This window comes from Microcoleus sp. FACHB-1515, from assembly GCF_014696105.1.
Taxonomy (GTDB): domain Bacteria; phylum Cyanobacteriota; class Cyanobacteriia; order Elainellales; family Elainellaceae; genus JAAUTJ01.
In genome coordinates this window covers 1-26922 of record NZ_JACJPO010000078.1, presented here as the reverse complement: position 1 = coordinate 26922, position 26922 = coordinate 1, and the positions used below count along the sequence as shown (strand labels likewise).

The window sequence follows — 26922 nt, the reverse complement described above, 5'->3', positions numbered from 1 at the left end:
CAAGTGTAGCCACTAGACCATGCAAATATCTTAACCGGGCATTGAGTTTCACTCGGTTGGAGGCTGCTGCTTGCAGGCAAGCTCCCAAAATTCCGTTTCAGCAGCTTGGGCTTCGGCAGCCTGAGTGTAGCGGTGCAGAACTGCATCAGACTTAATGCCCATGATGGTCTTGACATGATAAGGATTGAGGCGCTGTGCTACGAGGTTCGTGCCAAAGGTGTGCCGCAATTGGTGGGCATGAACTTTGATGCCCGTGTCCCGCTCGATCGCCTGCATAACGCTGTGAATTCCGGCATAGCTCAAGCGATCGCCTGCATTGCGCCGCGAGTGTGATAGAAACAAAGGACGATCGGGTTGCAATGCCTCCCCTTGGTGCGATCGCCATTCCAAATAGTTGTTCAGGTGAGTTTGCGTATGCGGGTAGAGCGGAACCGATCGACTCGTATCGCGCTTGTCGTGTTCAACCGTAAGCCGCTTGCCATCGTAGTCTTGCAGGTCAAGACGCGAGACGGAACTAGCACGTAAACCTTGCCCCAGAACTGAGAGCAAAGCGATGTTGCGCTCCGGTAGCGAACTCGTCGCGGCCCAAGTGTAAAGCTGCGAGACAAGCTCATCGCTCAGGTTGTCTGCCTTCGGCTCTGGCAGCTTCGGCACTTGCACTTCCAGGGTGGGATCAAACTCGATGTATCGGCAGTTTACCAGCCATCCGAAAAAGGTTTTGAGTGTGCCCAGCTTGCGGACAACCGTAGCATCCGAGTAGTAGCGCTCTCCGGTTTCGCCGTTGATTCTCAGCAAATAGGTTTTGTACTGGGCGATCAGTCGAGGGGTCAGGTCTACCCAAGCGATTGGTGTCCAGTCAAGGAAGCACTGCAAGTCTTGCCGATAGGCTCTTCGGCTGTGGGGGTTGAGCGATCGCGCCTGAAGAAATTCGTCAACCCGAAGCTGCCTTAAATCTGTTGGCAGTATGGGCTTCGATCGAGCTTGCGAGGCAGAAGTAGGAAGCGGATGGATAAGACGAGGAACCGGATCAGGTAAAGGCATAATGAGGACTGGTTATTGAAAGAGTGTTCTCAATTTGCTGATTTTGCAGCGGGAGTTGATAGGGACCGCGATCGAAATCAATCAGGTAGTCGCACTTCGCCTAGCCTTTTTCAAGCAATCGCTCCATCTCAGCTAGCAGTTTTTCGAGCTTTTTGCGTTTGCCTGGATCAGTCCAGACCTTAGCCTGCTTCAACTGCCTGGGCACCGCGACCAGACGTTGCGGCAAATCGATCGGTTTCTCAATTCGCACAGGCCGCAGAGCCTTAACTTTTTCTTGAAGCTGATCGAAAGATAGTTCCTGCTCGGTTGCCTCTTGCAACAGTTGTTGCTGCAAGTCGGCATCCTTCACTTTGAGAATTTCATTGACTTTAGTATAGTGCAGTTTGCCTTGCTGTAAGACAGTTTGCACCTCGTCAGGTAGCCGCAGCAAAGGCAGACGATGCTTGCGGAAACTTTCTGGCGAAAGTCGTCCAGCAATCTCAAAGACGTCTTCTACAATTGCCCAATCTTCTTTACGGACAACGTTGGACGTAAGGCCGCGCTTCTCATTTGCTGCCTGATTGAGCAGGCTGACGACTTCGGCTTGCGATCGCCCCAAATGCCTCATCAGCATTTTCATCATCGCAGCCGTTTCTTCCCAAGCATTCAGGTCGCTGCGCTGAAGGTTGCTGATCGATTTGATATCATCGGCTGTCTGGTCATCAATTTCAAAAATTCGTACCAGAACCAAGTCAAGTTCTGCTCGTTCAGCCGCTCGATGACGCTTTTCGCCCGCGAGCAGATCATACTCGTCCACTGTTCCAGGCCGCCTACGAACGGATAACGGATCGATCATGCCAACCGATCGCATGGACGCAGCCATGTTGTCTAGTTCGGTTTCATCAAAGTAGCGGCGGTCTTGGTCGAGATCACGGTGGATTTTAGTGCGTGCCACCCAAAGTACTTCAGCTTGGCTGGGAGCGGCGATCAGATCTGGGGGAGCGATCGGATCTGGGGAAGCGATCGCTTGAGGAAGCGGAGCGGGCAAGGCAGCAGGCTCAACAGACACCGCCTCCGACTCTTTGCGAATCGTCTGCATCAAGCCGCTGAAGCGATTTGGTTTTTTGATGTCAGCCACCGTAAATCTCCTTGCCAATATCACAGTAGTCTTTCCAAGCCGTCTTTGCTCGCTGGTCTTTCACGTTCTTGACAATCGTGCCCTGATTGGCCGCCTTCTGGAAAGCGACCGCCTCTCGGATCTTGCCCTTGAACAGCGGAAATTCCATTTGTTCAAGAAACTCCCGTGCTTCTTCGCCTTCGCGTCGAGGAGGGGGATGAATGCGCGTAAGCAGAACACAATACTTGTCGGCTTTCAGTTTCTTGAGTAACTCGACAGTCTGAATCAGCGCGTCGAGCGAGAGTGAGTCAGGCGTGGTTGGCAGAACCAGCACGTCGCAACCGTCTACAATTTCCTTCATTTCCTCTTCCTCCGCGCTCGCCTCGGTATCAATTACAAAATGCTCGATTCCTCGGCTATATCGCGCAGCCTGATTGACACCAACCACTTTGAAGGGAAGCCCATCTTGCTCCATGCCTCGTTCTGCCCAGCGCGTTGCCGAGCGGTTGGGGTCTCCATCAATCAATAGTGTTGTTCCTTGTAGTTGCAGGTAGGCGGCAAGATGAATCGCCGTAGTCGTCTTGGCAACACCGCCTTTCATCGAGGCAGTCGTAATAATCATGCGGTGCGCTCCAGCTAAAACTACCGACTGGGGCAGCTACGTCCAACGTTGGACGTAACGTGAATTCAAATTATAGTTATACCCGAACGAGGAACCACAATAGTGAAATTTCTGAAGCAGCGATCGAAATTAGCATCAATCATCCAATCACTCCTACTCAATCGCCAAACGAAATGGGGCTTTCAAGTGCGATCGCATCCCTCAACTTTGAAGCAATCATCAAGCAGGCCAGTGAACTACATATTGCTTCGATAGGGACAGACTCGTCCTCCGGGAGTTTGAAGAAATTTTGGGAATGCTTGAAGTAGATCGCCTACCAAACTCACAGCATTCCCAAGCATGAGCCGGACTTTGTACCTCACTTCAGCATTTAGCGATGCAGTACGAGAAATTGCGGCAGCGCCGAATTTGAGAAGCGTTACGGCAACTCCCCAAGCGGCTCGACTATTTGATCAGCCGCATTGCAGCCTTAAGCAACTCGCGCAAGAAATTTGTCAGCGGCACGGGCTGCATATTGCCTCCGCGATCGCCAGCCATCGCAGTTTAAGCAGCACTATCCGCAAGCAGTCACCCACGATCGACGTGGCAGGCATGGCTGAGCGCATCCAGCCAGCGATCGCCACCATTTTGCGCTCTGGAGTTTCACTTCAAGCGCTTGCAGCAAGAACTTCTGAGCGCATTCGATCGCTGGCAGAATTGGCGATTGCCTATCAAGCTCAACTCCAAGCAGCTAGCCTGATCGATCCAGCAGAACTACTTTGGCGAGCGACTGATCTCATACAAGAGCAGGATTGCCAGCAAATTTGCGTCTACGGCTATGTGCAGCCGCGCTGGGACGAACTGGCGTTTCTCGATGCGATCGCCGCTGACGGTAGCGTCCTGTTTTTACCTTGTGCCGGATCGAGTGATGTGGACAATCAGCAGACAATCGCCTGGTTACAGCAGCGGGGCTGGGCGATCGAACCGCTTTCGGGAGCAACAAGCACTCCGGCTCAGCAGCGTTTTTTGCAGCAAACGGATATGCCGTTGGCCGCCATTCAAGCTCAGGTCTACGACAATCTCGAAGCAGAAGTGCGCGGTGCCTTGGCGCAGGTGAAACAGCTTCTGCATCAAGGTGGCGCGGCGGCTGACATCGTGCTGGTGGCGCGAGATGATGCCTTTTACGGCTCGACGCTGTTGGATGTTGCTTGGGAATATGAAATTCCAATTCGGGCGCTGTACGCTGTGCCTCTGCACGAAACTCGTTTGGGTGCGTGGCTGCAACTGCTGATTGAAGTTGTGCAGAGCGATTTTGCTTTTGAAGCAACCGCAAAGCTGCTGAACCACGTCTTGTCTGAAGCGCTGCCGGATGAGACTTGGGCGATCGCCAGACGCAGCCATCCGCAGGGGCGATCGGCCTGGGAACGGTGCGGCGTCGATTTGACCATGCTCGATTGGCAGCGGCAAGACACTCGCGAAAACTGGGTAGAGCGACTGCAACTTGCCCTAAAAGCGTTTAACTTGCGGCAGCGGTGCAGGCGATGGCCGCGTGAAATGCTGGCCTATTACAAGCTGCAAGCTGGACTTGTCGAACTGGCTCAGCCAGAAGCCGATCGCCTGACGCTAATCGAATTTACAGAAGAAATTGCCATCTTGCTTTCGCTGCTCACCGTTCCAGCCCAACCGGGACGAGGCGGCGTTGAACTGCACACTCCTCTTTCAGTCATGGGCGCTCAGTATCGTCACGTGTTTGTGTTGGGCATGGCAGAAGGAATGCTGCCTGCGATCGTGCGAGATGATCCGGTGCTGGACTTCTATGAGCGTCAACAACTGATCGCGCAGGGGTTCCGCTTCGACGATGCTGCCGCAACTGCCCGACGAGAAACGCTGTCTTTTTATGCCCTGCTGGGAACGGCGATCGACAGGCTAACGCTTTCTTACCCCAAGCTGATTGAAGACGCGGCAGTTCTGCCCAGTCCCTATCTAGCTCGGCTCAAACTCCAGCCATCACGTTCTAGCCTACCAATTGCCAGCCGCGAAGAGATGCGATCGATCCAGCTTCAGCACGGCAACTTACTCGAAGATGACGTTTTACCCAGTGCAATCCGTGCGTGGACAGTTGAGCAGCGGCGAGAGCGATCGACCACATGGGATGAATTTGACGGCATTGTGGGGCAGGCGATCGATCCTGCCGATTGGGTGTTTAGCGCTTCTCAACTAACAGCTTTGGGACACTGCCCATTCAAGTGGTTTACTCGCTACCTGCTGAAGCTGCGAGACGCAGAGGAAGCAGAAACAGAACTCAGTCCTTCTCTGCGCGGACGGCTGTATCACAAAGCGCTCGAAGTTGCGTTTCGCCAGCCGATCGAAGCTGGTGATGTTCGCCAGCAGATCCTCGATCGCCTCGATGCCGCTTTTGAAGCTGCCGAGATTGAAGTTTCGCTCCCTCCCCTTCCAGCTTGGTCTGCCCGCAGGCAGGAACATCTAATCAAGCTGCGACGGGCGATCGCGGCTTCAGATTTTCTACATCCAGACGCAACCGTGATTGCCCAGGAGCAAGCTTTCACCGCAACCTGGTTCGGCCTCAATGTTCAAGGCGTGATCGATCGCGTTGATGAGAGCGAAAACGGTCTGATTTTTCTCGACTACAAAACAAGTTCCAGCCCGCCGATCGGAGCCAAAGATGCCGCAGGCAAGGCAACGTTCGACCTGCAATTACCGCTCTACGTTCAAGCTGCCGCCTCGCTGTTTCCCGATCGATCGCCGCATCACGCCTACTACTACTCGCTCACCAAGGGAAAAACCTTGCAGCGCGTCACGATCGATGAACCTGCACTGCAAGCATTTGTCGATCGCGTCAAACAGCACTTGCAGCAGGGACACTACCCCGTCCACCCCGATCGCGATCGAGCCGCCTGCAAATACTGCTCGATGGATTTGGCCTGTCGGGGCGGCAGCAGAATTAAGCGCAAAGGAGAATTCGCATGAGCCTGACTGAACAGCAGCAGCAAGCCGCTCATGCGGAAGCAAGTGTGGCCGTCACAGCCGGAGCAGGCACGGGCAAAACGCATATGCTCGCCGAGCGCTATTTGTTTCATCTGCGGCAGGGCTACAGGCCGCTCGAAATTGTGGCAGCAACCTTCACCGAAAAAGCCGCCTCCGAATTGCGATCGCGCATTCGAGCCTTGGTTGCTCAGCAGCTACCGCAGCGATCGGATTTGCTCGCTGAGCTAGAAGCCGCCCAAATTACCACACTCCACGCGATCGCCGCTCGTGTCTGCCGCGAACATCCCACAGCCGCCAGCGTCCCTTTCAGCTTTGGAATGCTCGATGAAATCGACAGCCAGCTTTGGCAGGCCGAACAGCTTGCGATCGCCCTCGATCGATTGCCGCTTGAACTTTATGCCCAGATTCCTCATTCGCAGATGGCAGAAGCGCTACAGGCAATGCTCGACGATCCGATCGCGGCTGAATATGCCTTGAAGCACGATTGCAGCACTTGGGCAGATCTCGCCGCGCAAATACGCCAAAATGCGCTGATGGAACTGCGGCATCATTCCGTCTGGCGCTCGGCAAAATCAACGCTTAACGCTCATGAAGGTGCAGCAGGTGACAGTCTAGAGAACAATCGTAGACTTGCAGTTGGGGCGATCGAATCGATCGAGCAGTCCAGCCAAATTGAATTCAGCTTGCAGACGATTCGAGACCTGAATTTGCGCTCCAAAGGCAGTGCGAAAAACTGGCAGGCGGGCCCACAGGCATTTGTGCAGGAAAGCCTAAAGGCGCTCAAAACTCTTGTTCAAAAAACGCTGGAGCGTCAATTGATTACGCTGCAATTAGGAGAAGCAGACGATCGCTTATCAATCTGTCTGTCCGCACTGCGGCAAGCCTTTCAGCTTGTGCAGAATTTTCTCAATGCGGCAAAGCAGCGCAGGCGCATTCTCACTTTTGCCGATCTCGAAGTGGGAGCGCTCAAAGCCCTGCGGAATCCTCAAGTTCGTGACTACTACGCCCGCCGCTGGAAAGTCTTTTTGATTGACGAGTTTCAAGACACCAATCCGGTTCAGGCCGAACTGCTGCAAATCTCGACCGCTGCCACCTATTTGACAATCGTGGGCGATGTTAAACAGTCGATCTACGGATTTCGGCGAGCGGATGTCGAGGTGTTTCAGCAGTTTCGCGATCGCATCGTTTCAGGGGATGGTTTGGCAGTCGGTTTGGCGCAAAGCTTCCGCACCCATCACGGCCTGATTGGTCAGGTTAACCAAATCTTTGCGCCCGTTCTAGCGAACCTGCACCAAAACCTCACCGCCCACCGTCAGCAAGTTCCTCACCTTGCACCGCATCTGCGCGTTTTCGCAATTCAGGCTGAGCCAGCAATCAACAAGCCGCAGCGTCAGCAGGCCGAAGCGCTCCACATTGCCCAAACGCTCAGGCAAATGCTCGATCGCGGCACAATGATTCACGACAAAGCCAGCGATCGCCTGCGTCCAGTCGAATACCGAGACATTGCGATTTTGTCACGCACTCGCGAACCGCTGGCACTGTATGGCGAAACGCTACAAGCGCTGGGAATTCCCGCTGTTGAAACGGGAGGCGGCGATTTGCTGGCAACGCGCACGGCCAAAGATGGACTCGCACTGCTGCGGTTTTTAGCCGATCCGAAAGACGATTTGGCGCTGATTGCTGTCCTCCGCAGTCCGTTTTTCGCGATCAGCGATCGCCTGCTGTTTGAGGTGATGCAGGCTGAGAGAACGTCGAACGCTGTTTGGTGGCAGCGAATTCGATCAAGCCATGCGCCCGAACTCGCTTTCCCGATTCGAGTGTTCAGTCAGCTATTGGGCGATCGACAAGCAGAATCGCCCAGCCGCCTGCTGCAAATTGCCGATCGGCTCACGGGCTATACTGCCGTGATTACCAACTTGAGCGGGGGCGATCGTCGTTTGGCCGACTGGCGCGGACTGCGAGAACTCGTTGGCAAACTAGAGCGCCGCAATCTCGATTTGTTTGGCGTGGTGCGCCAGTGCAAACAGCTTGTTCAAGCCGCGATCGAAGTGCCCCGCCCGACACTAGAAGCGCAAGCTGTCGCACTGATGACTATCCACGCCGCAAAGGGGCTGGAATGGCCGATCGTCGTAGTGCCCGACTTGACTCGCGCTGCCGCCTCCGATTCGCCTGCCATCTACTTTGACCCGAAAGTCGGTGTGGCTTTAAAAGCGCTAGAGACAGAAGATTCACAGCCCGTCCTTTACCGCCACCTCAAGCAGTTAAGACAGCAGCGCGAAGCGGCAGAAGCCAAGCGAGTCCTTTATGTCGCCCTCACCAGAGCCAGAGATCACCTGCTCCTGACGGCAGCAGATAGCACAGGCGGCGGACTAGAAATTCTGCGTCCCGGCTTGGCTGTGGCAGGTATTGAAATTGTTGCAGTTCCCTTCTCGGCTGAAGCAGCCCTGCCCGTTTTGCCACCCGACCCGCTTCCACCCGCCCAGCCAACACAACTGCTGCTCGGCGCGATCGCTCCGGGCTTGTCTGACCTGCCCGTCACTGCGCTCAGCGACTACGCACTCTGCCCCAAGCGCTTCCAGTTTCGCTATGTGGACGGACATCCGGGTGCAGGAGAAGGCAGCAGCGCGGCTCGTCGCGTCGGCACACTAACCCACAAAGCCCTAGAGCTAGATATCCGCGATCCGATCGCCCTCGCCCAGTTTGACCCAACTGCCGCTCAACTGCTGGTCGATGAGGCGATCGCGCTGGCGAAACGCTTCGATCAAGCGGCGGCATTTGCAGCCTTGCGATCGACTGCGATCGAGCGAGAACAGTCAATTTCCTGGAAAATAGGCAAACTCAGGCTCCGGGGAATCGTAGATTTAGTCGGGACAGATTGGATTTTGGACTTCAAGACCGATCGCATTGTTGCCCCAGCCCATCACCGCTTTCAGCTTTGGGCATATGCGCGAGCATTGAATCGATCGACTGCTCACATTGCTTATTTGCGACACGATCGCCTGCACTCGTGGACAGCAGCCGATCTCGAAAAGGTTGGACTGGCATCTGAAGCGATCGTGCAGGGCATCATCAGCGGACGATATCCTGCAAATCCAACGCCTATAAGCTGCCAGGGTTGCCCTTATGGTGAAGTCTGCCAGCATCAGGTAGGCAGCGGTTAAAGTAGCTTGGGGTAGTTCGATCGCGCCGTGCTAATTCAAGATAACGAACATTATCTTGAATATAAAAATCTAAGACGAATTTCGATCGCGTCTACTATCTATGCGAAACCAAACCAGAAACCCGACGACACTGAGGCGCGATCGATGGGCGCGATATCGTAATTCCGGCGCAATTCTTAAGGGACAGGTCGAGGAGGAGCGATCGACTCCCGTTTTTTGGCTCGGCTCACTGCTGAATATAAGAGTATGTCATTGGGTGGGAGAAAGCCCTAAATCCGCCTTCAGAGTGGTTTTGCCGAAAATTGCAGCAAACTATAATTCACGGTATGAATGATGGCTTCTGTTGGTCGTGACAGGCGACTCTGGCTAAGTGAGCTATCTGCTAAATTGCCAGTTATTTGAGCAGTCACCACAAAGCAGCATCATGGGAATTCAATTTAAGAAGCGTTCTCAAAACGCAAATTCTTCTCTAAAGCTAGCAGGTGATTTAGGCGATGCAGCCGTTCAGGGAAACAACTTGACGCACATAGTTGCGGTGCGAAGCATTGCAAGGCGATCGCGTGATTCGGCAGGAAATAACAGAAACTCAGCGAAACAAATCGGCACTCTAACAGACAACCGACCCTACCGCTTCAGAGATGAAGTGGGCAGGGCTGATCGGAACGACTATTACACGTTCACAGTTGGTACTCGAAGTAACCTCAAAGCTGTTCTGTCCGGGGTAAGCTCTGGCCCCAATCTAAGGCTTTTCGGTGTAAACGGCAGCAACCTCTTTCGCAACAACTCTAAGCTAGCTGAAGCGAAGCAATCGATCGGATATACCCGAATTTTGAATCCAGGCACTTACTATATTCAAGTCAATCAAACGACTGGTAGAGCCAGATATAATCTGCGGTTAGAACCTGTCAGTCTAGTCGGTAATATTGAAAACAAAGGGCTTTCATTTCTTCAAAACTATCCCGACCTGAACTACGAGAATGGCGTCAACCTCTACCGATATACTAAGAACGGTAGAACAAATATTGGAATTGACCCCAGCAAGAAAACAGTTGTTGTAGTTCATGGTCGCGGCGATAGCAGCGAGGGTAGCCGAATTAGAAAGCTATTACAGACGACGGCAAGACTGTATGAAAACCAAGATTATCAGGTACTCGCTCTCGATTGGAGAGAACCAGCCAACGATCCAATTCCTGTACCGTTTACGGCGGCTCGTTCTATTACGCCTGTTGCTCAGTGGGCAACGCAAACGCTAAAGAATTTGGGATTGACTAGAAATAAGATTACTGTCTTTGGTCATAGCTTAGGTGCTTATGTGAGTGCTGAAATCGGTCGAGAGTTCAGAGGGGTTGATCAACTTGTGGCGCTAGATCCAGCTTTTCCGGCTGACCAGTATGATCTGAACGGAAATGAACCCGGCGACCAAAAAGCATCGGACCTCAAAGCCGTAGCAAAGCGATCGATCGCTTTAGTGGTTGAAGATGAGTTTCCCTCCAGTGACTCAATTGCTGGAGACAACACCCAAGCAGGCACGGCAGCAGATTCGCTGTTGGTTCAATATAATGGAGCGGCCAATTTAGGGGCTACGAAAGCTCATACAACAGTCATCGATGTTTTTAGCAATACTCTATCCGAGCAGTATCTAAAGTTAGAAAACGATCTTGCTTTGCCATCTGGTTTGGATGATGTTTACAACAATTCTGGAAGGCTAGTACAGCGGAACGGATTGCACGAAGGCCGCGTGATTGCAACTCGTACAGGAAAAGTTAGAAGGCTGCTTTATGTCGAGCGCAAAACTTCTAGCGGCTTGCGCCAGAGTGTGACTTGGAACAGATAATATTGCAAGAATGCTAGTATCAAAAGTTACAGCGTAACAATACTGCGCGTTACTTTGCTCTTTCTCGCCTTCTCAGAGGTTGAGGAAAAAGGTACTGCAATTTCATTTCCGCCCGTAGCTAAAATTCTTCCGTCGCCATTTATCCGCCACTCGATAGGCGCATGATTGCTATTTGAGATGATGAGAAAGTAAGGAGTACAAAAGGGCTAATTCTGTAGTGCCAGCGCTTTTTCTAAAGCTGCACTGCGATCGTCAGAACCTCGTGTGCCAATGACTTTGGCAGGTACGCCCACCGCGATCGAAAAGGGCGGAATGCTTTTGGTGACGACGGCTCCTGCACCAATTACGCTGCCTCGGCCAATCGTGACGCCATCGAGGACTCGGACACCTGAACCGAGCCAGCAGTCATCTTCGATCGTCACGCCTTTCATGGTTAATCCTTGCGCGTGAATGGGCGTATTTCGATCAGCAAAAATATGGTTGCTCGCGTAAATTGAGCAGTGAGACGCAATCAGGCAGTCGCGCCCAATGCGAACAGAACCGGGACCTGCAATAAACGCATAAGCGCTGATGTAAGTGTTTTCTCCGATCGAGATGCCGTCAGTGTAGACGCCCATTTCGCCGCCGCCTGCCCGAATGTTTACGCCCTGATCAAGTACAACGTGATTGCCTAGATGAATCGGGTTTCCGTGCGTGTGAAGATATGCGCTGGGTTGCAGTTTGACGCGATCGCCAATTGCAATGTGACTTGTACCAATCAGGCGAACGTTGGGCAAAATGCAAACCGATTTGCCCATCTTGCTAAGGATGAAGCGGTAAACAGAATTGCGGAAAAGCTGACCGATCGGCGTTGAAATTCCTCCAAACATTCCAGTGATCAAATACTCTTTCCAATATTTCTGCACACGAGAAACAAAAGAAGGTGAGTTCATGGGGTTTAAGGACTCCTGTGGTTAGAAAGTTTCAATTCAAAGCTGTGGAATTGTGAAGTCGAAAAAGCAGCGATCGAGATACATTTCTCTCATCAAACCGTGAAGAATTGCTTGAAGCCTGCCTTTTGTCTAAATCAGATTGTGCTTTCTTGTGTTGCGACTAATTTCGCTTTAAAATGCGAAAACTTTAACCCATTCGAGTATTACAAAGTTGTCAAGCGTTGTTCATAATATTTTTTCAATCGCTTCCATAGAGCAGAGAAGATGAGACTATTTCTTCGGGATTCACTAACGAAAGTATTCCCGACTTCTTTCACAATCTATCAATTTAATAGTGTCTAAAAAATTAGTAGCGGCAGCCTTTATGAAAGCTTTGCGAATTTGTTCAGTTTTTGAAGAATTATTCTGCGACCGCCAGGTAATACAATCAGTCAACCAGTCGATCGACCGTAGCGCGATCGACTGGTTACTCAGTTCGCTGCCCGAAGTTGACGTTTGACGAGCCAGAGAGTCACGGGTGGAATGACCAGCCACATAAGTAGCGGCAGCAGTCCGGTTCCCAATATCGGAACTGATGGCATGGAGTCAGCATATGACCAGATTCCGAGCGATTGCGTTGCTAAGGCTTCAAAAGCGATCGTGATTAGAACTCCGACCAGAATGAAAACATTAACTTGCCAGCGACTCGGTTGACGAACCCATCGCCGCGAGTTTAATAAGGCTGCCACTACCCAGAAAGAGACCAGCGAAATTCCAACATCACCAACGGTTGCCAGCGTACAATTTCGATTCATATCGAAGCAAGAAAGAGTAGGAGATATTCGGTAGAATGGCATCTGCTGAATCTCCCAAACGAAAGACAGCAGAAATGAAAATAGGCTAATGTTCCATTCCGGTGAATTCAACATCGCAGCGTTAAGAAAAATGGAATCGTTGATTGTGGTTACAGATTGAAATTGAACCGTCCATTCACCTTTTCGCCATCAATATCTGTCTGCACGACAACTCGATATTCGCCAGCAGCAAAGCCAGAAACAAACGCTTTGTAGTGTTCGCCAGCAGCATCGTAGGTCAGATCAACGGGTTTACTTGTGCCGTCTGGGAATTGAATATTAGCCGTTACTTCTGCGTCTGAAATGCTGGCATGGTCAGAGCCAGTTTGAAGCCAAAAATCAACGTGCAGGCCGTCTCCTTCTGGGGCGGCGAGCAGTTCTAGATGATAGTCGCCCACTTCAACGACCTGGCCGCCATTTTGAGCAGTGGTTTGAGCGGTATCTGCTGAAGTTGCGGTAGTGGGTGCAGGGCTGGCGGCGGGTGCAGAGGCAGAAGCGGCGGGTGTTTCTGTCGGGGCGGGTGAAGTTGAGTTGCAGGCGCTCAGGGTAAGCAAGGCGATTCCACTCAGTAGCGCGACGGTTGTTTTGAGGGGCATGGGTGTCTCCTGGTTTAGAGTTGTTGGTTAGACTTCGGCAGTTCCGACCGTTTCGGGTACGGAAGTTTCAGCGGGTGCGGCGGCGGGTTGGTGGTTGGGAATCAGGTATTTGCCAAACCGCGAGTAGAGGGCGGGAATGATCAGCAAGGTGAGTGCCGTCGAGGTGAACAGCCCGCCCAAAACGACGATCGCCAGCGGTCGCAGAATTTCGCGTCCGGGGCCGTCGCTCAAGGTGAGGGGAAGCAGTCCCAAAGCTGAGGTAAAAGCCGTCATCAAAATGGCGTTGAGCCGTTCCATTGAGCCAGTGATCAAGGTTTCGCGCAGCGGGATTCCGGCAGCGAATTTGGTGTTGTAGTTATCCACCAGCAGGAGGCCGTTGCGGGTGGCGACGCCAAACAGGGTGACGAAGCCGACTAGAGACGCAACCGAAAGCACGCCGCCCGTGAGCGCAACCGAGATCACACCGCCGACCAAGGCGATCGGCAGGTTGATCATGATCATGAGGGTGGAGGCGATCGACTTGACGGACAGATACATCAGCACGGTGATCACGACAGCGGCGATCAGGCTGAACACCAAAATGTTTTGCGTGGCTCGCTCTTCTGCTTCAAACTGGCCGCCGTACTGAATGAAATAGCCGGATGGCACAGTCACATTTTCCTTGACTTTGGCTTGGATTTCGTTGACCACCGATCGCAAATCGCGACCGCTGACGTTGGCGGAAACCACAATGCGACGCGAGACATTTTCGCGGTTGATCGTGTTTGGCCCTGTGCCGTTGCGAATCGTGGCAACCTGTCCGAGCGGAATTTTTTGTCCGGCAGGTGTGTCTACTAAGAGGTTTTCGATCGTGCTGAGGTTGTTGCGATCGCGCTCATCGAGCCAGACGACGAGATCAAAGGTTTGCTGGCTGTCGAGTACCTGCGAGACGACTTTGCCGTTGAGAGCCGTTTCAACCACTTCGGCGAGACTGCCCACCGTCAGGCCGTAGCGGGCGGCAGCCTGCCTGTCGAAGGCAATTTGAATTTGATCGATCGGCACCTGCGGCTCTAGCTGCAAGTCCACAATGTTTGCGACCGTTTGCATTTGCGCTTCAATCTGCTCACCGATCGATCGCAGTTCGTCTAGCTCTGAGCCAAACACTTTGACGGCAATTTGGCTTCTCACGCCCGACAAAACTTCATCCATGCGGTGCGAAATGAAGCCGCCAATGCCGCTGGCAACGCCGGGAAGTTTGGTGAATTCTTCGCGCAGCTTTTCGATCGTGGCGGGTCGATTCTCCAAACCTGCCTCGCTCAGCGTCACGTCTACGTGAGCAAAATTGACGCCGCCCGCATCGCCATCACCGGGGGCACGACCAGAGCGAGTTTGAATGTAGGTGAAGCGCGGATCGTCTTTTAAGGCGAGTTCCAGCGCGTGACCCGCCCGATTGGTGGCGGCCAGTGAAGTGCCAGGATAGAGCGTGATGGTGTTGACCAGGGTTTGCTCTTGAAATTCCGGTAGAAAGCTGCGCCCCAAGTTCGGCGTGATTACCAAGGCTGCGACCATTGCGGCGGCGGCAAAGCCCATCACTAGGGTCGATCGCCGCATCGAAAACAGCAAAAACGGCTGATAGCGACGTTTGAAAAAGCGAGCCACCCAGGGTTCTTCAACGGCCATGCGTCCGTGCGGCAGCAAGAGCGCACACAAAGCCGGAGAGACGAGCAGCGATTCGAGACTCGACACGACGACGACGATCAAATAGGCAATTCCCATCGGCGTAAAAATTCGCCCCTCCACGCCGGAGAGCGTGAAAATCGGAGAGAACACGACGATACCGATCAGCATTGCGCCCAATAGCGATTCGCGGACTTCCTGACTGCCCTCAAAGATGATTTCTAGGGGCGACTGCGGGCGATCGGAAAATCGATTTTCGCGCAGGCGGCGATAGGTGTTTTCGCCATAGACGATCGCATCATCGACTGCTGTGCCGATCGCAATGGCTAAACCGCCCAGCGTCATCGTGTTGAGTCCCAAGCCGATTAGATCGGCCACCAGCAGGGAAAACAGCAGCGTCAAGAAAAAGTCGAGCAGGCAAACGGTTAGGGTGCGCCAGTTCATCAAAAACGGAATCAGAACGGCGGCGACAATGATGCTGCCTTCAATCAAGGCCGATCGCACATTGTCAACTGAGGATTCGATGTAGCTCTCTTGCCGAAAGGTGACATCCACCTTCACATCCTGGGGCAGTCCGACCTGAGTTTCCGCCATCGCCGCTTCAACCGCACGAGTCACCGTTGGCGTGTCACCCTGGGGCTGTCTGCTGACCATGATGATGACGGCGGGTTGACCGTTGACGCTGCCATCGCCGCGCTTAACGCCCGCGCCAATTTGCACCTCAGCCACGTCCGAGAGCCGCACCGGAGTTCCCTGCCGAGCATCGACCGTCGAAGCGCCCAGATCCTCGATCGATTCAATCCGCCCAATCCCGCGAATGATTTGTTCGCGATCGGGCGTGATCAAATACCCGCCTGGAGCATTGAGATTGGCTCCAGCAGCAGCTTGTGTCACCTGATCGAGCGAGACGTTGAACGCTGCGAGTCTGGCGGGATCAGCAAGTACCTGATACTGCTTGACATCGCCACCATAAACGGCAAGCTGACTGACTCCCGGCACGGCCAGCAGCCGATTAGAAATCTTCCAATCGACGATGCGGCGCAGTTCCATCAAAGAAGTCGGGCTACCCTCGACGGGAACGGTCGGATCGATCGTCAGCGCAAACTTTAAGATCGTGCCGATCGGGGAACTGGGCGGCGAGACGAGCGGCACTTCAACGCCTTCAGGTAAATTGCCCTGCACCTGCTGCAAGCGTTCGGTGACAAGCTGCCGCGCCTGAAAAATATTGGTTCCCCACTCAAACACCACTTCGACAACCGAAACCCCGGTAGCCGAGGACGATCGCACCGCCGTTACGCCCGGTGTCCCGTTGATGGCGCTTTCGATCGGCAGCGTCACCAGCGACTCGACCTCTTCCGGGGCTAAACCGGGCGACTCGGTTTCGATCTCAACCTGCGGCGGCGCAAAAGCCGGAAAGACATCCAGCGGCATCTGCGGAATGGCTCGCACCGTCCACAGCGAAATCAGAATTGTGGCAATCAGAACCAGCCAGCGGCGATCGATCACCCACCGAACAATAGCGCTTAGCATCGGTTAAAAAAATTAAGGTGGAATCCAGCGGGACGGGAAGAGGGCATGACTACAGGTGAGGCCGTTGCGACGACGCGGCATCGCCCGTTTGCTCGCTCAAACGCGGAGTCGAGCCGTTAGAGTGGCTGGCCGTCTGAAGTGCCGCAGCACTCAGCGCGATCGTTTTGCGGCTGCGATGCGTTGCCAGCGCCATGCCTGCTGCAAAGGTACTCAGCGCGATCGCGCCGCCGCCCAATCCCATCGCCCACCAGGGAATTGCTGCGCCGCTGGCACTGCTCGCCTGCACGGTCGCGGCTGGAGCGGGTTCGGAATGGTCTGCCTCAGCGTTTGCACTGCCGCCGCGTAAGGATTGGGCGTAGAGCATCGGTGCACCCTGAATGACAACGCGATCGCCTTCAAACAGGCCGCTTTTGATTTCGACGCGATCGCCATCCGTGCGCCCCAGTTCCACATCGGTCGGCTCAAAATTCTGCCCGTTCTGGACGTAGACCAGCTTGCGCCCGTTGGCATCGACGATCGCCGTTGCCGGAAGGCTCAACACGCGATCGGAAGTTTGACCCGTGAGCAATTCTAGTTCGGCAAACATGCCCGGTTTGAGGATGCCGTTGGGATTGTTCAACTCCGCCCGCACCGGAACCACGCGGCTGTCACCCTGCACGGTTGAGCCAATAAAGGCAATGTTGCCCGTAAAGGTCTTGTCCGATCCGGCCACTCGCACCCGCACCGACTGACCCATCGAGATTTTTGGCAAATCCTTCTCAAACACATTCGCGGTTGCCCAAACGCCCTGCCCGTCGAGCAGCGTCATTAGCACCGCACCTGCGGCATCGATCGATTCCCCTGCCGTAATCATCGGTTCCGCAACAGTGCCAGCGATCGGAGCGACGATCGTAATCAGCCCGTCACTGTGCGGCTGAACGCCCAACTGACGCAAGCGAGTTTGATAGGCATCGTCGCTTAGTTGCAGGCGAGACTGGGCGACCTGCACTTGCGATCGCGCCCGTTCCAGTGCTGCCGCCGCTTCCGAAACGGACAGCCGACTTTGGGCAGAAGTCAGGGCGGCTCTGGCAGTCGCTCGCTCGGCTTCTGATTCCATCACCTGCTGCTGCGGAATCGCTCCTTGGGCAGCGAGTTCGCGGTTGCGATCGTGGCGTTCCTGAGCAAGATTGAAGGCGGCTTGCGCTTCTTGAATTTCGGCAGCGGCAATTTGCTGTTGTCGCGCATAGGTTTGTTGCGCCAGTCGCAAATCGGCCTCAGCACTCTGCACACTGCCCACTGCATCCGTGCGGCGATCGAGCGCTTCAGTTCGCAAGCTGGCTAAATCTGGACTGGTCATCAGCGCAACCGCCTGACCCGCCCGGACGCGATCGCCCGGTTCCACCAGCAGGCGCACAACCGTTCCACCGACCGGAGCCGTGACTTTTGCTTGCTGATTTGGCAAGGCTTCCACCTGCCCCGTCGTTTCGATGCCCACCGCGAGGCGCTGCGGCTCCACCACTTCGACTTCGATTCCCAACCGTTCAGCCGTCGTTTCATCCACCTGAATCGATTCGGCGGTCGCAGCAGTTCCACTGTCCTCGAACTCATTGCCATGCCCCGGATGTGCGATCGCCGCGATCGAAGGGATCAACAGCAAACTCAGGAGTAGACCCAAGAAACACCAAGCCGAGTTCGATCGAGCCGCACGTGAAAGTACTTGAAGCATGGGCACTTTGGAATGAAATCAGAAGGGTCAGAAGGATTGTTATCGAAATAAATCTATGAAGCAAGCTAAAATCGCTGCTTTTGCGTCAAACCCAGATTCTCATGCAAATGTGAAATCAAGATGAAATTTTGCAGTTGAGGTTAGACACTTCAAGCGGACTGTCCTTCAATGCGTCCAATTCGTCCGCGTTCTATACTGGATGAATTGCATTTCAAAAAAAGTTGATGTTAAAGCAGTCCACCCTCGCATCCAATTCAATTGCTGCTGGCTTTCATGCGCTCTCGGAACCGCTGCGTGTGCAAGTCCTGGATCTGCTGCGAACCAAGGAACTGTGCGTGTGCGATTTGTGTGAGGTCTTGAACCTGCCGCAGTCGAAGCTGTCGTTTCATCTCAAAGTGTTGCGGGAAGCCGAGTTGGTGCGATCGCGCCAAGCAGGACGCTGGATTTACTACAGCCTGAATCTACCGCAATTTGTGGTGCTGGAGCAGTATTTGGCGGAATACCGCCGCTTCAGTCCAATTGCACCTGCTCGTCCTTGTAACGACTGAACTTTTCATCAAGTTTTTTTAGAATCGAAGTCTAAATCTTTGTTGACAAGGTGTGATGCAGTCCGTCTAGCTACTTGACTCATCAACATATTTTGATGTATCAATATTTTTAGATATGACACGAAGACCACCTCAACACTCCGATAGGTGCAAATCCTTCGTAAAGGAGATCTATGGCTTGTGCGATCCGAACTCAACGAACGGCTCTGACTGGTATCGCGACGCTCCTGCTGTTCACCGCCTGTAGCGCACCAACCCAAACCTCAAGCCCCAACCAGGTTCAGCCTCAAAGTGCCACGACTGCTGCCGCGACCGAGGCGATCGAAATTGACGGCTCCAGCACCGTCTATCCCATCACCGAAGCGGTCGTGAAAGCGTTTCGCGATCGACGTAGCGATGTGGAAGTGACGGCGGCATTTTCTGGAACCAGCAGCGGCTTCCGCAAATTCTGTGCAGGGGAAACCGACATCAACGATGCCTCTCGTCCGATTTCAACCGAGGAGATGGCCGCTTGCAACCGCGCGGGGATTCGCTTTCTCGAACTGCCGATCGCCTTTGACGCCCTGACGATCGCCGTCAATCCGCAGAACGACTGGGCGCAGGAGTTGACGGTCGAAGAATTAAAGCGAGCTTGGGAAGCTGCGGCTGAAGGCAAAATCACCAACTGGAATCAGATTCGATCGACATTTCCCAACCGACCGCTGCGCTTATATGGCGCGGGGACAGATTCGGGCACGTATGACTACTTTGCCGAAGTGATCACAGGCGAGGCCAATACCCGTCGCGACTACACTGCGAGCGAAGACGATAATGTTCTGGTTCAAGGCGTGAGCCGCGACCCGAATGCTTTGGGCTACTTTGGGTTCTCCTACTTTGAAACCAATCAAAACCAACTCAAAGCGCTGGCGATCGATAACGGCAGCGGAGCGGTTGCACCCTCTCGTCAAACGGTCGAGGATGCCAAGTATCAGCCGCTCTCGCGTCCGCTATTCATCTACGTCAACGCCCAAGCCTCGCAAGAGAATCCAGCCCTGCGTGATTTTGTCGAGTTCTACCTGAAGGACGCCATCACTGTGATCGAGTCGGTTGACTACATTCCGCTGCCGCAGGAAGCTTACGACATCAACCAGGTGCATTTTTATCAAGGAGAAGTGGGCAGTGCCTACGAAGGCAAACCGCAGCCCAACCTCACGATTGAAGAAGTTCTCCGCAAAGAGCGGACGTTCTAACCCCGATCGCTGTCCACCTACTGCACTCGAAGATGAGCTTGAAATCCAGCCGCTATTCGCAGTCCCGCTCGCTTGTCCAAGTTTGGGTCAGAGGCGTTAAGCCACTCACTTCCGCCGTTGTGATTGCCGAAGCGATCGGAACGTTTGTGCTGGTGTTTGCAGGCACAGGAGCCGTGATGGTCAACCACATCACAGACGGCGCGATCAAGCATTTGGGGATCAGTTTGGTGTTTGGGGCAGTGGTGTCCGCTTTGATCTACACGCTCGGTCACATTAGCGGGGCACACCTGAATCCCGCCGTGACATTAGCGGTGTGGAGCGGTGGCTTCTTCCCTGGACATCAAGTGCTGCCCTACATCTTTGCTCAGTCGGTTGGAGCGATCGCCGCTTCATTCGTGCTGTGGTTGTCCTTCGGGTTTGTCGCCAATCTCGGTGCAACCTTGCCGCTTCAAGACAACTGGCTTCAGTCGTTGGTGCTGGAGGGCATTTTGACGTTCATTTTGATGCTGGTGATTCTGGGGGCGGGCTTGGATCGGCGGGCACTGATGGGCTTTGCTGGCATTGCGATCGGCCTGACGGTCGGACTGGAAGCCGCTGTCATGGGGCCAATCACCGGAGCGAGCATGAATCCGGCGCGATCGCTAGGGCCTGCCTTCGTCGGCAATCTCTGGCAGCACCATTGGGTGTATTGGGTCGCACCGATCGTCGGAGCGCAACTTGCCGTATTGGTTTACAAACGCTTGTTCGCCAAAGGGTCGTTCGACCGGATTGAGTTGGAGTCGTTGGATTAATCCGTTCAAGCTTTCAGAGGAATTGACATGAAAAAAGTAATGTTTGTGTGCAAAAAGAACTCGGCGCGATCGCAAATGGCCGAAGGATTCGCCAAGCACTTGGGAGCCGGAAAAATCGACGTGACTAGTTCTGGATTAGAGGCGAGTCAAGTGCGGACAGAAGCGATCGCCACCATGCAAGAAGCGGGCGTTGATATCAGCCGCAAAACTTCTAAGCCGTTAAGCGACTTTGATCCAGCAGATTTCGATATCGTCATTTCGCTGTGTGGCTGCGGGGTCAACCTGCCGCCCGAATGGGTCACACGCGAAGTCTTTGAAGACTGGCAGCTAGACGATCCGGCTGAGCAACCTGAAATCTTCCCCAGAGTGCGCGATCAAGTGCGAGAACGGGTAGTTGACTTGATTGCCTCCCTAGATGCTGAACCTGTCGTGTCCGGCAAGTCGCATGAGTGAGCCGCAACTACAGCCGATCGCGAAAAACCTGTGGTGGGTGATTCCAGGCAAGCTCGCTGGAGTTCGCAAACCTACAGTGGAAGAGCTAGCTGATTTACAGGCGGCAGGAGTTGGAGCGATCGTCTCAGTCATGGATGATTCCTCGAATCTTGACCTATATGAACAGGCTAAGCTTCCCTTCCGCTGGCTGCCCACCAAGGGCGGCACGGCTCCCACGCTCGAACAAATTCAGGAGCTTCAAGCCTTTGTTGAGCAGCAACATCAGCTTGGCAATGCGATCACCGTGCATTGCACCAGCGGCAATCGTCGCACCGGAACGATGCTGGCGGCTTACCTAATTCGCACCGGAACATCGTATGAGGAAGCCATGCAAATCATCCAAACGGCTAACCCTAACGCTGAATTGCGAACAGCCCAAACCACGTTTCTACAACAGTTAGCAGGAGAATCATTTGGCAAGCAGATTTGATCATCCCCCTCGGATTCTGTTTTTGTACGGTTCGTTGCGCGATCGCTCTTACAGCCGCTTGCTCGCCGAAGAAGCCGCCCGCATCATTCAAGAATTTGGTGCTGAAGTCAAATTCTTTGACCCGCGTGAATTGCCGATCTACGGCAGTGTACCGGACACGCATCCAAAAGTGCAGGAGCTACGAGAACTCAGCCAATGGTCAGAAGGTCAAGTGTGGACAAGTCCCGAAATGCACGGACAGATTACGGGCATCCTGAAAAACCAAATTGACTGGATTCCGTTGAGCATCGGAGCGGTTCGCCCCACGCAGGGTAGAACGCTGGCCGTGATGCAGGTGAGCGGCGGTTCGCAATCGTTCAACGCCGTCAACACCATGCGCCTGCTCGGTCGCTGGATGCGGATGTTCACTATCCCCAATCAATCGTCGGTGGCGAAAGCCTATCAGGAATTCAATGAAGACGGCACGATGAAAGATTCGGCTTACCGCGATCGCGTCATCGATGTAATGGAGGAGCTTTACAAATTCACCCTGCTGTTGCGCGATCAGGTGGATTATCTAACCGATCGCCACAGTGAGCGTAAAGAAAAAGCAGCAAAAGCAGCGTTGGAAACAGTGGACGCAGCGGTAAATCCAGTGAACCTGAAGGCAATGTAGAAACCCTCAAGATTCAGCACAGAAGCTCAGCTTACGGGTTCTGGCAATAGGGCGATCGCACCTATGTCACCGCTTTTGCGTAAGACCCAGATTCTCCTGCAAATGTAAAATCAAGATGAAATTTTGCAGTTGAGGTCAGACACTTTAGATGCCTCTGCAATTGCAGCATCCAGGTTAGGCTTGAGAATCTGAAGGGTAGCAAGTTCAGGGTTCGACGACCCTTGAAACTGTCTCACGCACAGTCTGAAGCAGGAAAACAGTTTGACTAAAGAGAGAACCCGATCAGGACTGAATATCGAGACGACCCATCATTCCCAGATCTTCGTGATCGAGAATGTGGCAGTGATACACCGTCTTTCCGGCAAAGTCTCTAAATGGAATCCGAATCCGAACTGTTTCCCCACCCTTCACTAACACCGTATCTTTCCAGGCGCGATCGGGTTCCGGTTGACCGTTGCGAGAAATGACCTGAAAGGGATTGACATGCAGGTGGAATGGATGATCCATGCGATCGGGGTCAACGTTTACCAGTTCCCAGTCCTCTACAGTGCCAAGTTTTGGATCGGCGTCAACCCGCTCTGGGTCAAACGTTTTGCCGTTGAACAGAAATGACATCTTGTTGCCCATTGCCATCGATAGCTCAATTCGACGAGTTTTGCTCGGCTCTGGGAGTGATTCAACTTCAATCAGTTTTTCGGGCAACTTCAGAGAAGCTGTTGATCCCTGATAGGTCAGAGTTGCCAGTGGCAGAGAAGTTTGAGGCGGCTGGCTTTGACTGGGGTTCATCATGCCGCTCATCCCGTTCATGCCGCTCATGCTAGCCATGTTGGGCATCGTCATACCACCCATCCCGCCGCGATCGTAGGGCAGGTTCAGCAACCGATACTGCCTGACCGGACGATCGCCCCTGACTAAAACCTCAGCTCGTTCTCCGGGAGCTAGCAGAAGTTCTTCAAGTTCAATCGGATTTGCAATGGCTCCGCCGTCTGTGGCAATCAGATATAGCGGATGGTTTTCTAATGCCAGTCGGTAAAAGCGAGAAGGAGAAGCGTTTAGCAGCCGGAGGCGCAGTAATCCACCAGAGGCGATCGAAAGCGTGGGGTTTACCTGTCTGTTGACGGTGATCAGTGCGCCTTCGCGTCCCCTCATCAGTGTCATTGGATCTGGAGCATTTGGTTGACCGCTAGCATTCGGGTCAAAGTCTTGAAGCACTAAAAACTCTTCCTGAGCCGCTTTCACTTCTGGAATTTCATCTAGATCTCCTCGAACAATGAAAAGCCCTGCCAACCCACCAAATACCTGCTCTGCAACTGTGCCATGACGATGAGGATGATACCAGAACGTTCCAGCCGGATGGTTTTGCGGGATTTGAAATTCGTAGGTTAGTTGCTCATTGGGTGAAATGCTCAAAAACACATTGTCTGCATTATCCGCTGGTGTAACATGTAGACCGTGATAGTGAAGATTAGTAGGCTGCGAAAGCTTGTTGGTGAAATGAATTCGTACTGTGTCTCCGGGTTTTGCTTCGAGGCGCGGAGCCGGAACCTGACCGTTATAGCTCAGTAAACTGACTTGTCGATCGCCGATGATAAAATTCTGGCTACCAGCTTCCAGACTCAGTTCCAGCAGTCCTCCGGTGCTTTTGTACACATCAGGAGAGAGCGTCACAGAATGAGGAGTTTGGTTTTGTCCAACTGCCCAGCGCGAAAGCAAAATGCCACCTGCACTCGCTACACTGAGCGCTAGAAAATGACGACGATGAAGTTTCATAATGACCCTTGCTGTTTACGATAAGGCGTTAACTCAAGTTCAGTGTTCTATTGCCCTAAATGCTTCAGTCAGCTAGATAGTCAAGTCTATTTTTTGTAGTGCTTCTGAACTTAACTTCTATCTAAACGCAAGAAAATGAAATTGCTGTGAAATACGAAATAAACGCTGAATGCTTAATGCTACAGCGTTTATCTTCAAAAGAAGGTAACAGTCCCACAAGCGAGACTGCCTAGAGGTTCAACACCAAGCAGTTTTGCTTTAAGTCCACCAATCTAATTAGGGCGGACTCAAACTAAAACTGACGTGGCCTGAAGTAATGGTCAATCAATCTCGCTTGTATCAACAGTTCTATTTGCTCGATCTGAAGGATTCATATCACCCGAAGGCGGAAAACCTGCGCGGCGAGCCGTTGGTCGGGCTTCGTGAGAAAGCACTTCGCTGGTATCAACAGCCGCATTTCCCAAATCCGCAGGATTCATGTCACCGGAAGGAGGATTGGCTGCTTGACGGTCTCTCTGTGGTCTAGCCTCATGAGAAAGCACCTCGCTCGTATCGACCGTAGAGTTCTGCATATCCGCAGGATTCATGTCACCGGAAGGAGGCAAGCCAGCAACCTGAATCGCGGTTTCAGGTCTGTCAGCAAGTGGGTCATCAGTAGCAGCAGTCAGGCTGCCAAAATTAGATGAATTCACGTGATTTGAGGGTGGATTGGCTGCCTGAGCAGTTGCGGCAAAGAGACTACTAAGGGTCAAAGACAGCAACATCGAAAGGGTTAGGTGATTCACTAAATTAATCTTGAACTACTTCCTATGTAGTCTGGAACACAAAAGTGAAATGAAGATGAAAAATCTTTCGGTTTTGAAAAGTTTGACACCTTTCTCAAAGCGAAAGAAACTTGCCGCTTCATTGATTCAAAATTGACAAGAATGCTTGGTTTCAAGGGTTCGCGATCGCCTCAGATCGATCGCCATTTTGCCCTTCCATTTGTGCCAATTGTCAATCCATCGAAAATCAGCAACTTAACCGCTTAATTGACACGATCGCGCTTAACCACCGCAGAAGATAGCTAAGGTGTTGAGTAGCTTGAGCGGTCAAATTTGCTAATTCAATCTCATTGAGTTCCCGAATGCTGAGCTAACGCTGAATTCAGAGGCAGGTGTACTGTGAAAACGCTGCCTTTGCCCATGTCGCTTTGCACTTGAATCTTGCCCTGATGGGCTTGCGCGATCGCCTGAGCCATCGCTAGTCCCAATCCGGCTCCGCCCGTTTGCCGCGATCGATCACCGTCCACGCGGTAGAAGCGATCGAAAATGCGCGTGTGTTGGTCGGGGGCAATGCCAACGCCCGTATCTTGCACGGTAATGAGTGCCATGCGATCGCGGGCGGTTAGGCAAATTCGCACCTGTCCGCCACTGGGCGTATAGTGAATCGCATTGGCAATTAAGTTGGACACCAATCGGTAAAGCTGAGATTCGTTTCCAGCCACGAGAATGGCGCGGTCAGGACTTTGATGCATCAGGTGAATTTCAGCGCGGGTGGCTAGCTCTAGAAATTCTTCGCTCAAATCACTGATCAAATCGTTGAGACAGCAGAGGTGAACGGGCTTGGCTGCGGCATTGTCTTCCAGGCTGCTCAACAGCAGCAGATCGGCAATTAGGTGGCTCAAGCGTCGTCCCTGTCGATCGATGGTGTGGAGCATCGGCTGGATCGCCGTCCCTTGACGTGGCATTCGCAAAATCGCCTCGACAGTGGCTAACAGTGCAGCCAGCGGCGATCGCAGCTCGTGCGCGGCATCGGCGGTGAACTGCTGCTGTTGCTGGTAAGACTGATAAATCGGTCGCATCGCCAAGCCCGAAAGCCACCAGCTTGAAATGGCGATAAAGCTGAGGGCGATCAAAAAACCAACGATCAAAATCCACTTCATGCGGTTAACTTGCGCATCAAACGATTCGAGAGTCCGGCCAATTTGCAGATAGCCCCAAGACGCATGAGCGTGACTTTGAGGTGACACCGGATGGGTATGGGCAGGGTGCAAAATCGTCGTGAACTGGTGATAGCGAATGCCCTCAGCGGTGCGAGTTTGCCAGGGTGCGGGGTCGAAGGCGTTTGGCAGCGGCAAAGCCGGATGGGGTGAAAACGCTAGAAGTTTGCCTTGATGATCGAACAGCCGAATGTAGTAGGTGCTGCGATCGCTAATGCCGAGCGTGTGCCGCTCAATCCAGGTGGCGCGATCGGGGCAAGCTTGCCCTGCTAAACACAGTTCTGGCAAAATCTGCCGCAGCACAGTCGTGGGGTCGGCAGTCGCGGGCAGCCTTGGCTCCAAGCTATCGTGCAGGGTTCCGGCGATCGATTCGAGTTCGCGCTCCATTGCTGCCCAGTTAGACTGCACCAGCGATCGAGACATGCCCAGCCCAAACAGGCACAAAATCAGTCCCATGACCAAGGCATACCCCAGGGCGAACCGAATGCGACTGCGGCGAAAAAGCTGGTGACGGTTCATTGGGATGCTTCACAACGCGGTGTTGAATCGATAGCCTTGACCGGGAATCGTTTCGATCGGGCAGTCGCAGCCGTAGCTGGCGAACTTGCGGCGCAACAAGCGCATCTGCGCGGCGACGACGTTGCTGATCGGCTCTTCGTCCATGTCCCAAAGCTGATGGCGAATCTTGCTGCCGGACAGGATGCGATCGGGATTTTGCATCAGGTAGGCCAGAATTTGAAATTCCTTGACCGTCAGCGGAATCGTTTGCGGAGATGGATCTTGCTCCCGCTGCAAGGCGTTGTTGGCGTAGTCCAAAGTCAAGCTTCCGACCGTGAGCGATCGCGGTTGCAGGCTGGGCGATCGCCGCTGGAGTGCCCGCAGCCGCGCCAGCAGTTCGGCCATCACAAACGGCTTGACTAGGTAGTGCAAGCTGGCAAAAGTAAGCAGCCAGCTTGTTAGCCATCCTTGAAGCCTTCAAACTTCCAGTTGAACGGTTTTGCACTCGTGCAATTGAAGTACTCAATGAATTTGAGA

Annotated in this window: 20 protein-coding genes and 1 pseudogene; 9 read left to right on the top strand and 12 right to left on the bottom strand. The window is 53.4% G+C overall.

Going from position 1 to position 26922, the window contains the following annotated elements; genetic code table 11:
* Positions 1–48: 48 nt before the first annotated feature.
* From H6F67_RS25960 to H6F67_RS25950, 3 genes are all read right to left on the bottom strand, one after another.
* Positions 49–1041 carry a tyrosine-type recombinase/integrase gene (locus H6F67_RS25960; RefSeq protein ID WP_190769558.1) on the bottom strand — a complete coding sequence of 331 codons (993 nt, stop codon included), beginning with the start codon at positions 1039–1041 and terminating at the stop codon, positions 49–51.
* A gap of 100 nt (positions 1042–1141) precedes the next feature.
* Positions 1142–2158, bottom strand: a complete 1017-nt coding sequence (locus H6F67_RS25955) for a ParB/RepB/Spo0J family partition protein (RefSeq protein ID WP_190769557.1) — start codon at positions 2156–2158, stop codon at positions 1142–1144.
* The gene (locus H6F67_RS25950; RefSeq protein WP_190769556.1) at positions 2151–2759 is read right to left on the bottom strand and encodes a ParA family protein; all 609 of its coding nucleotides are present in this window, start codon (positions 2757–2759) and stop codon (positions 2151–2153) included. The genes H6F67_RS25955 and H6F67_RS25950 overlap by 8 nt, the downstream gene beginning before the upstream one ends.
* A gap of 339 nt (positions 2760–3098) precedes the next feature.
* On the opposite strand from H6F67_RS25950, the gene H6F67_RS25945 reads away from it, so the two are divergent.
* The 3 genes from H6F67_RS25945 to H6F67_RS25935 all read left to right on the top strand — a co-directional run bounded on the left by H6F67_RS25945 (position 3099) and on the right by H6F67_RS25935 (position 10739).
* Entirely contained in the window at positions 3099–5726 is a 2628-nt protein-coding gene (locus H6F67_RS25945) for a PD-(D/E)XK nuclease family protein (RefSeq protein WP_190769555.1), read from the top strand.
* Positions 5723–8905 (top strand): exodeoxyribonuclease V subunit beta, encoded by a 3183-nt coding sequence (locus tag H6F67_RS25940; RefSeq protein WP_190769554.1) that lies wholly within the window; start codon positions 5723–5725, stop codon positions 8903–8905. The genes H6F67_RS25945 and H6F67_RS25940 overlap by 4 nt, the downstream gene beginning before the upstream one ends.
* A gap of 424 nt (positions 8906–9329) precedes the next feature.
* Complete coding sequence (locus tag H6F67_RS25935) at positions 9330–10739, top strand: alpha/beta fold hydrolase (protein WP_190769553.1); 1410 nt, start codon at positions 9330–9332, stop codon at positions 10737–10739.
* Between the two features lie 206 nt (positions 10740–10945).
* On the opposite strand, the gene H6F67_RS28280 is transcribed toward H6F67_RS25935, so the two are convergent.
* The 5 genes from H6F67_RS28280 to H6F67_RS25910 all read right to left on the bottom strand — a co-directional run bounded on the left by H6F67_RS28280 (position 10946) and on the right by H6F67_RS25910 (position 17991).
* Positions 10946–11671 carry an acyltransferase gene (locus H6F67_RS28280; protein ID WP_190769552.1) on the bottom strand — a complete coding sequence of 242 codons (726 nt, stop codon included), beginning with the start codon at positions 11669–11671 and terminating at the stop codon, positions 10946–10948.
* A gap of 470 nt (positions 11672–12141) precedes the next feature.
* A complete protein-coding gene (locus H6F67_RS25925; protein WP_242020804.1) occupies positions 12142–12465 on the bottom strand; it encodes a hypothetical protein in 324 nt (107 codons plus the stop codon).
* Between the two features lie 149 nt (positions 12466–12614).
* A complete protein-coding gene (locus H6F67_RS25920) occupies positions 12615–13100 on the bottom strand; it encodes a hypothetical protein (RefSeq protein WP_190769550.1) in 486 nt (161 codons plus the stop codon).
* Positions 13101–13127: 27 nt separating this feature from the next.
* On the bottom strand, positions 13128–16286 hold the full coding sequence (locus tag H6F67_RS25915; RefSeq protein ID WP_190769549.1) for an efflux RND transporter permease subunit: 3159 nt from the start codon (positions 16284–16286) through the stop codon (positions 13128–13130).
* A 49-nt stretch (positions 16287–16335) separates the two neighbouring features.
* The gene (locus H6F67_RS25910) at positions 16336–17991 is read right to left on the bottom strand and encodes an efflux RND transporter periplasmic adaptor subunit (protein WP_190769548.1); all 1656 of its coding nucleotides are present in this window, start codon (positions 17989–17991) and stop codon (positions 16336–16338) included.
* 224 nt (positions 17992–18215) lie between these two features.
* Between H6F67_RS25910 and H6F67_RS25905 the strand changes: the two genes are divergently transcribed.
* The 6 genes from H6F67_RS25905 to arsH all read left to right on the top strand — a co-directional run bounded on the left by H6F67_RS25905 (position 18216) and on the right by arsH (position 22136).
* Positions 18216–18539 (top strand): helix-turn-helix transcriptional regulator, encoded by a 324-nt coding sequence (locus H6F67_RS25905; RefSeq protein ID WP_190769547.1) that lies wholly within the window; start codon positions 18216–18218, stop codon positions 18537–18539.
* Positions 18540–18712: 173 nt separating this feature from the next.
* Positions 18713–19768: a PstS family phosphate ABC transporter substrate-binding protein gene (locus H6F67_RS25900; RefSeq protein ID WP_190769546.1), complete on the top strand. Its 1056-nt coding sequence runs from the start codon at positions 18713–18715 to the stop codon at positions 19766–19768.
* Between the two features lie 32 nt (positions 19769–19800).
* The gene (locus H6F67_RS25895; protein WP_190769545.1) at positions 19801–20559 is read left to right on the top strand and encodes an MIP/aquaporin family protein; all 759 of its coding nucleotides are present in this window, start codon (positions 19801–19803) and stop codon (positions 20557–20559) included.
* A 27-nt stretch (positions 20560–20586) separates the two neighbouring features.
* Positions 20587–21012: an arsenate reductase, glutathione/glutaredoxin type gene (gene arsC, locus H6F67_RS25890; RefSeq protein WP_190769544.1), complete on the top strand. Its 426-nt coding sequence runs from the start codon at positions 20587–20589 to the stop codon at positions 21010–21012.
* Complete coding sequence (locus H6F67_RS25885) at positions 21005–21481, top strand: dual specificity protein phosphatase family protein (RefSeq protein WP_190769543.1); 477 nt, start codon at positions 21005–21007, stop codon at positions 21479–21481. The genes arsC and H6F67_RS25885 overlap by 8 nt, the downstream gene beginning before the upstream one ends.
* Positions 21465–22136 (top strand): arsenical resistance protein ArsH, encoded by a 672-nt coding sequence (arsH, locus tag H6F67_RS25880; protein WP_190769542.1) that lies wholly within the window; start codon positions 21465–21467, stop codon positions 22134–22136. Before H6F67_RS25885 ends, arsH begins: the two co-directional genes overlap by 17 nt.
* A gap of 282 nt (positions 22137–22418) precedes the next feature.
* Here arsH and H6F67_RS25875 read toward each other — a convergent pair whose 3' ends face one another.
* From H6F67_RS25875 to H6F67_RS25860, 4 genes and pseudogenes are all read right to left on the bottom strand, one after another.
* Positions 22419–23906 carry a multicopper oxidase family protein gene (locus H6F67_RS25875; protein WP_190769541.1) on the bottom strand — a complete coding sequence of 496 codons (1488 nt, stop codon included), beginning with the start codon at positions 23904–23906 and terminating at the stop codon, positions 22419–22421.
* A gap of 320 nt (positions 23907–24226) precedes the next feature.
* Positions 24227–24670: a hypothetical protein gene (locus H6F67_RS25870; protein ID WP_206753945.1), complete on the bottom strand. Its 444-nt coding sequence runs from the start codon at positions 24668–24670 to the stop codon at positions 24227–24229.
* A gap of 347 nt (positions 24671–25017) precedes the next feature.
* Positions 25018–26406 carry a two-component system sensor histidine kinase RppB gene (gene rppB / locus H6F67_RS25865; protein ID WP_190769539.1) on the bottom strand — a complete coding sequence of 463 codons (1389 nt, stop codon included), beginning with the start codon at positions 26404–26406 and terminating at the stop codon, positions 25018–25020.
* Positions 26407–26415: 9 nt separating this feature from the next.
* Positions 26416–26811 (bottom strand): annotated as a pseudogene (locus tag H6F67_RS25860) (winged helix-turn-helix domain-containing protein); the annotation flags it as partial.
* Positions 26812–26922: the final 111 nt, after the last annotated feature.

Bases quoted from the DNA above. Each gene is read 5' to 3' on its own strand.
- H6F67_RS25960 (WP_190769558.1), bottom strand. From the start codon at position 1,041: ATGCCTTTACCTGATCCGGTTCCTCGTCTTATCCATCCGCTTCCTACT.
- H6F67_RS25950 (WP_190769556.1), bottom strand. From the start codon at position 2,759: ATGATTATTACGACTGCCTCGATGAAAGGCGGTGTTGCCAAGACGACT.
- H6F67_RS25945 (WP_190769555.1), top strand. From the start codon at position 3,099: ATGAGCCGGACTTTGTACCTCACTTCAGCATTTAGCGATGCAGTACGA.
- H6F67_RS25940 (WP_190769554.1), top strand. From the start codon at position 5,723: ATGAGCCTGACTGAACAGCAGCAGCAAGCCGCTCATGCGGAAGCAAGT.
- H6F67_RS25935 (WP_190769553.1), top strand. From the start codon at position 9,330: ATGGGAATTCAATTTAAGAAGCGTTCTCAAAACGCAAATTCTTCTCTA.
- H6F67_RS28280 (WP_190769552.1), bottom strand. From the start codon at position 11,671: ATGAACTCACCTTCTTTTGTTTCTCGTGTGCAGAAATATTGGAAAGAG.
- H6F67_RS25925 (WP_242020804.1), bottom strand. From the start codon at position 12,465: ATGAATCGAAATTGTACGCTGGCAACCGTTGGTGATGTTGGAATTTCG.
- H6F67_RS25920 (WP_190769550.1), bottom strand. From the start codon at position 13,100: ATGCCCCTCAAAACAACCGTCGCGCTACTGAGTGGAATCGCCTTGCTT.
- H6F67_RS25915 (WP_190769549.1), bottom strand. From the start codon at position 16,286: ATGCTAAGCGCTATTGTTCGGTGGGTGATCGATCGCCGCTGGCTGGTT.
- H6F67_RS25910 (WP_190769548.1), bottom strand. From the start codon at position 17,991: ATGCTTCAAGTACTTTCACGTGCGGCTCGATCGAACTCGGCTTGGTGT.
- H6F67_RS25905 (WP_190769547.1), top strand. From the start codon at position 18,216: ATGTTAAAGCAGTCCACCCTCGCATCCAATTCAATTGCTGCTGGCTTT.
- H6F67_RS25900 (WP_190769546.1), top strand. From the start codon at position 18,713: ATGGCTTGTGCGATCCGAACTCAACGAACGGCTCTGACTGGTATCGCG.
- H6F67_RS25895 (WP_190769545.1), top strand. From the start codon at position 19,801: ATGAGCTTGAAATCCAGCCGCTATTCGCAGTCCCGCTCGCTTGTCCAA.
- arsC (WP_190769544.1), top strand. From the start codon at position 20,587: ATGAAAAAAGTAATGTTTGTGTGCAAAAAGAACTCGGCGCGATCGCAA.
- H6F67_RS25885 (WP_190769543.1), top strand. From the start codon at position 21,005: ATGAGTGAGCCGCAACTACAGCCGATCGCGAAAAACCTGTGGTGGGTG.
- H6F67_RS25875 (WP_190769541.1), bottom strand. From the start codon at position 23,906: ATGAAACTTCATCGTCGTCATTTTCTAGCGCTCAGTGTAGCGAGTGCA.
- H6F67_RS25870 (WP_206753945.1), bottom strand. From the start codon at position 24,670: ATGTTGCTGTCTTTGACCCTTAGTAGTCTCTTTGCCGCAACTGCTCAG.
- rppB (WP_190769539.1), bottom strand. From the start codon at position 26,406: ATGAACCGTCACCAGCTTTTTCGCCGCAGTCGCATTCGGTTCGCCCTG.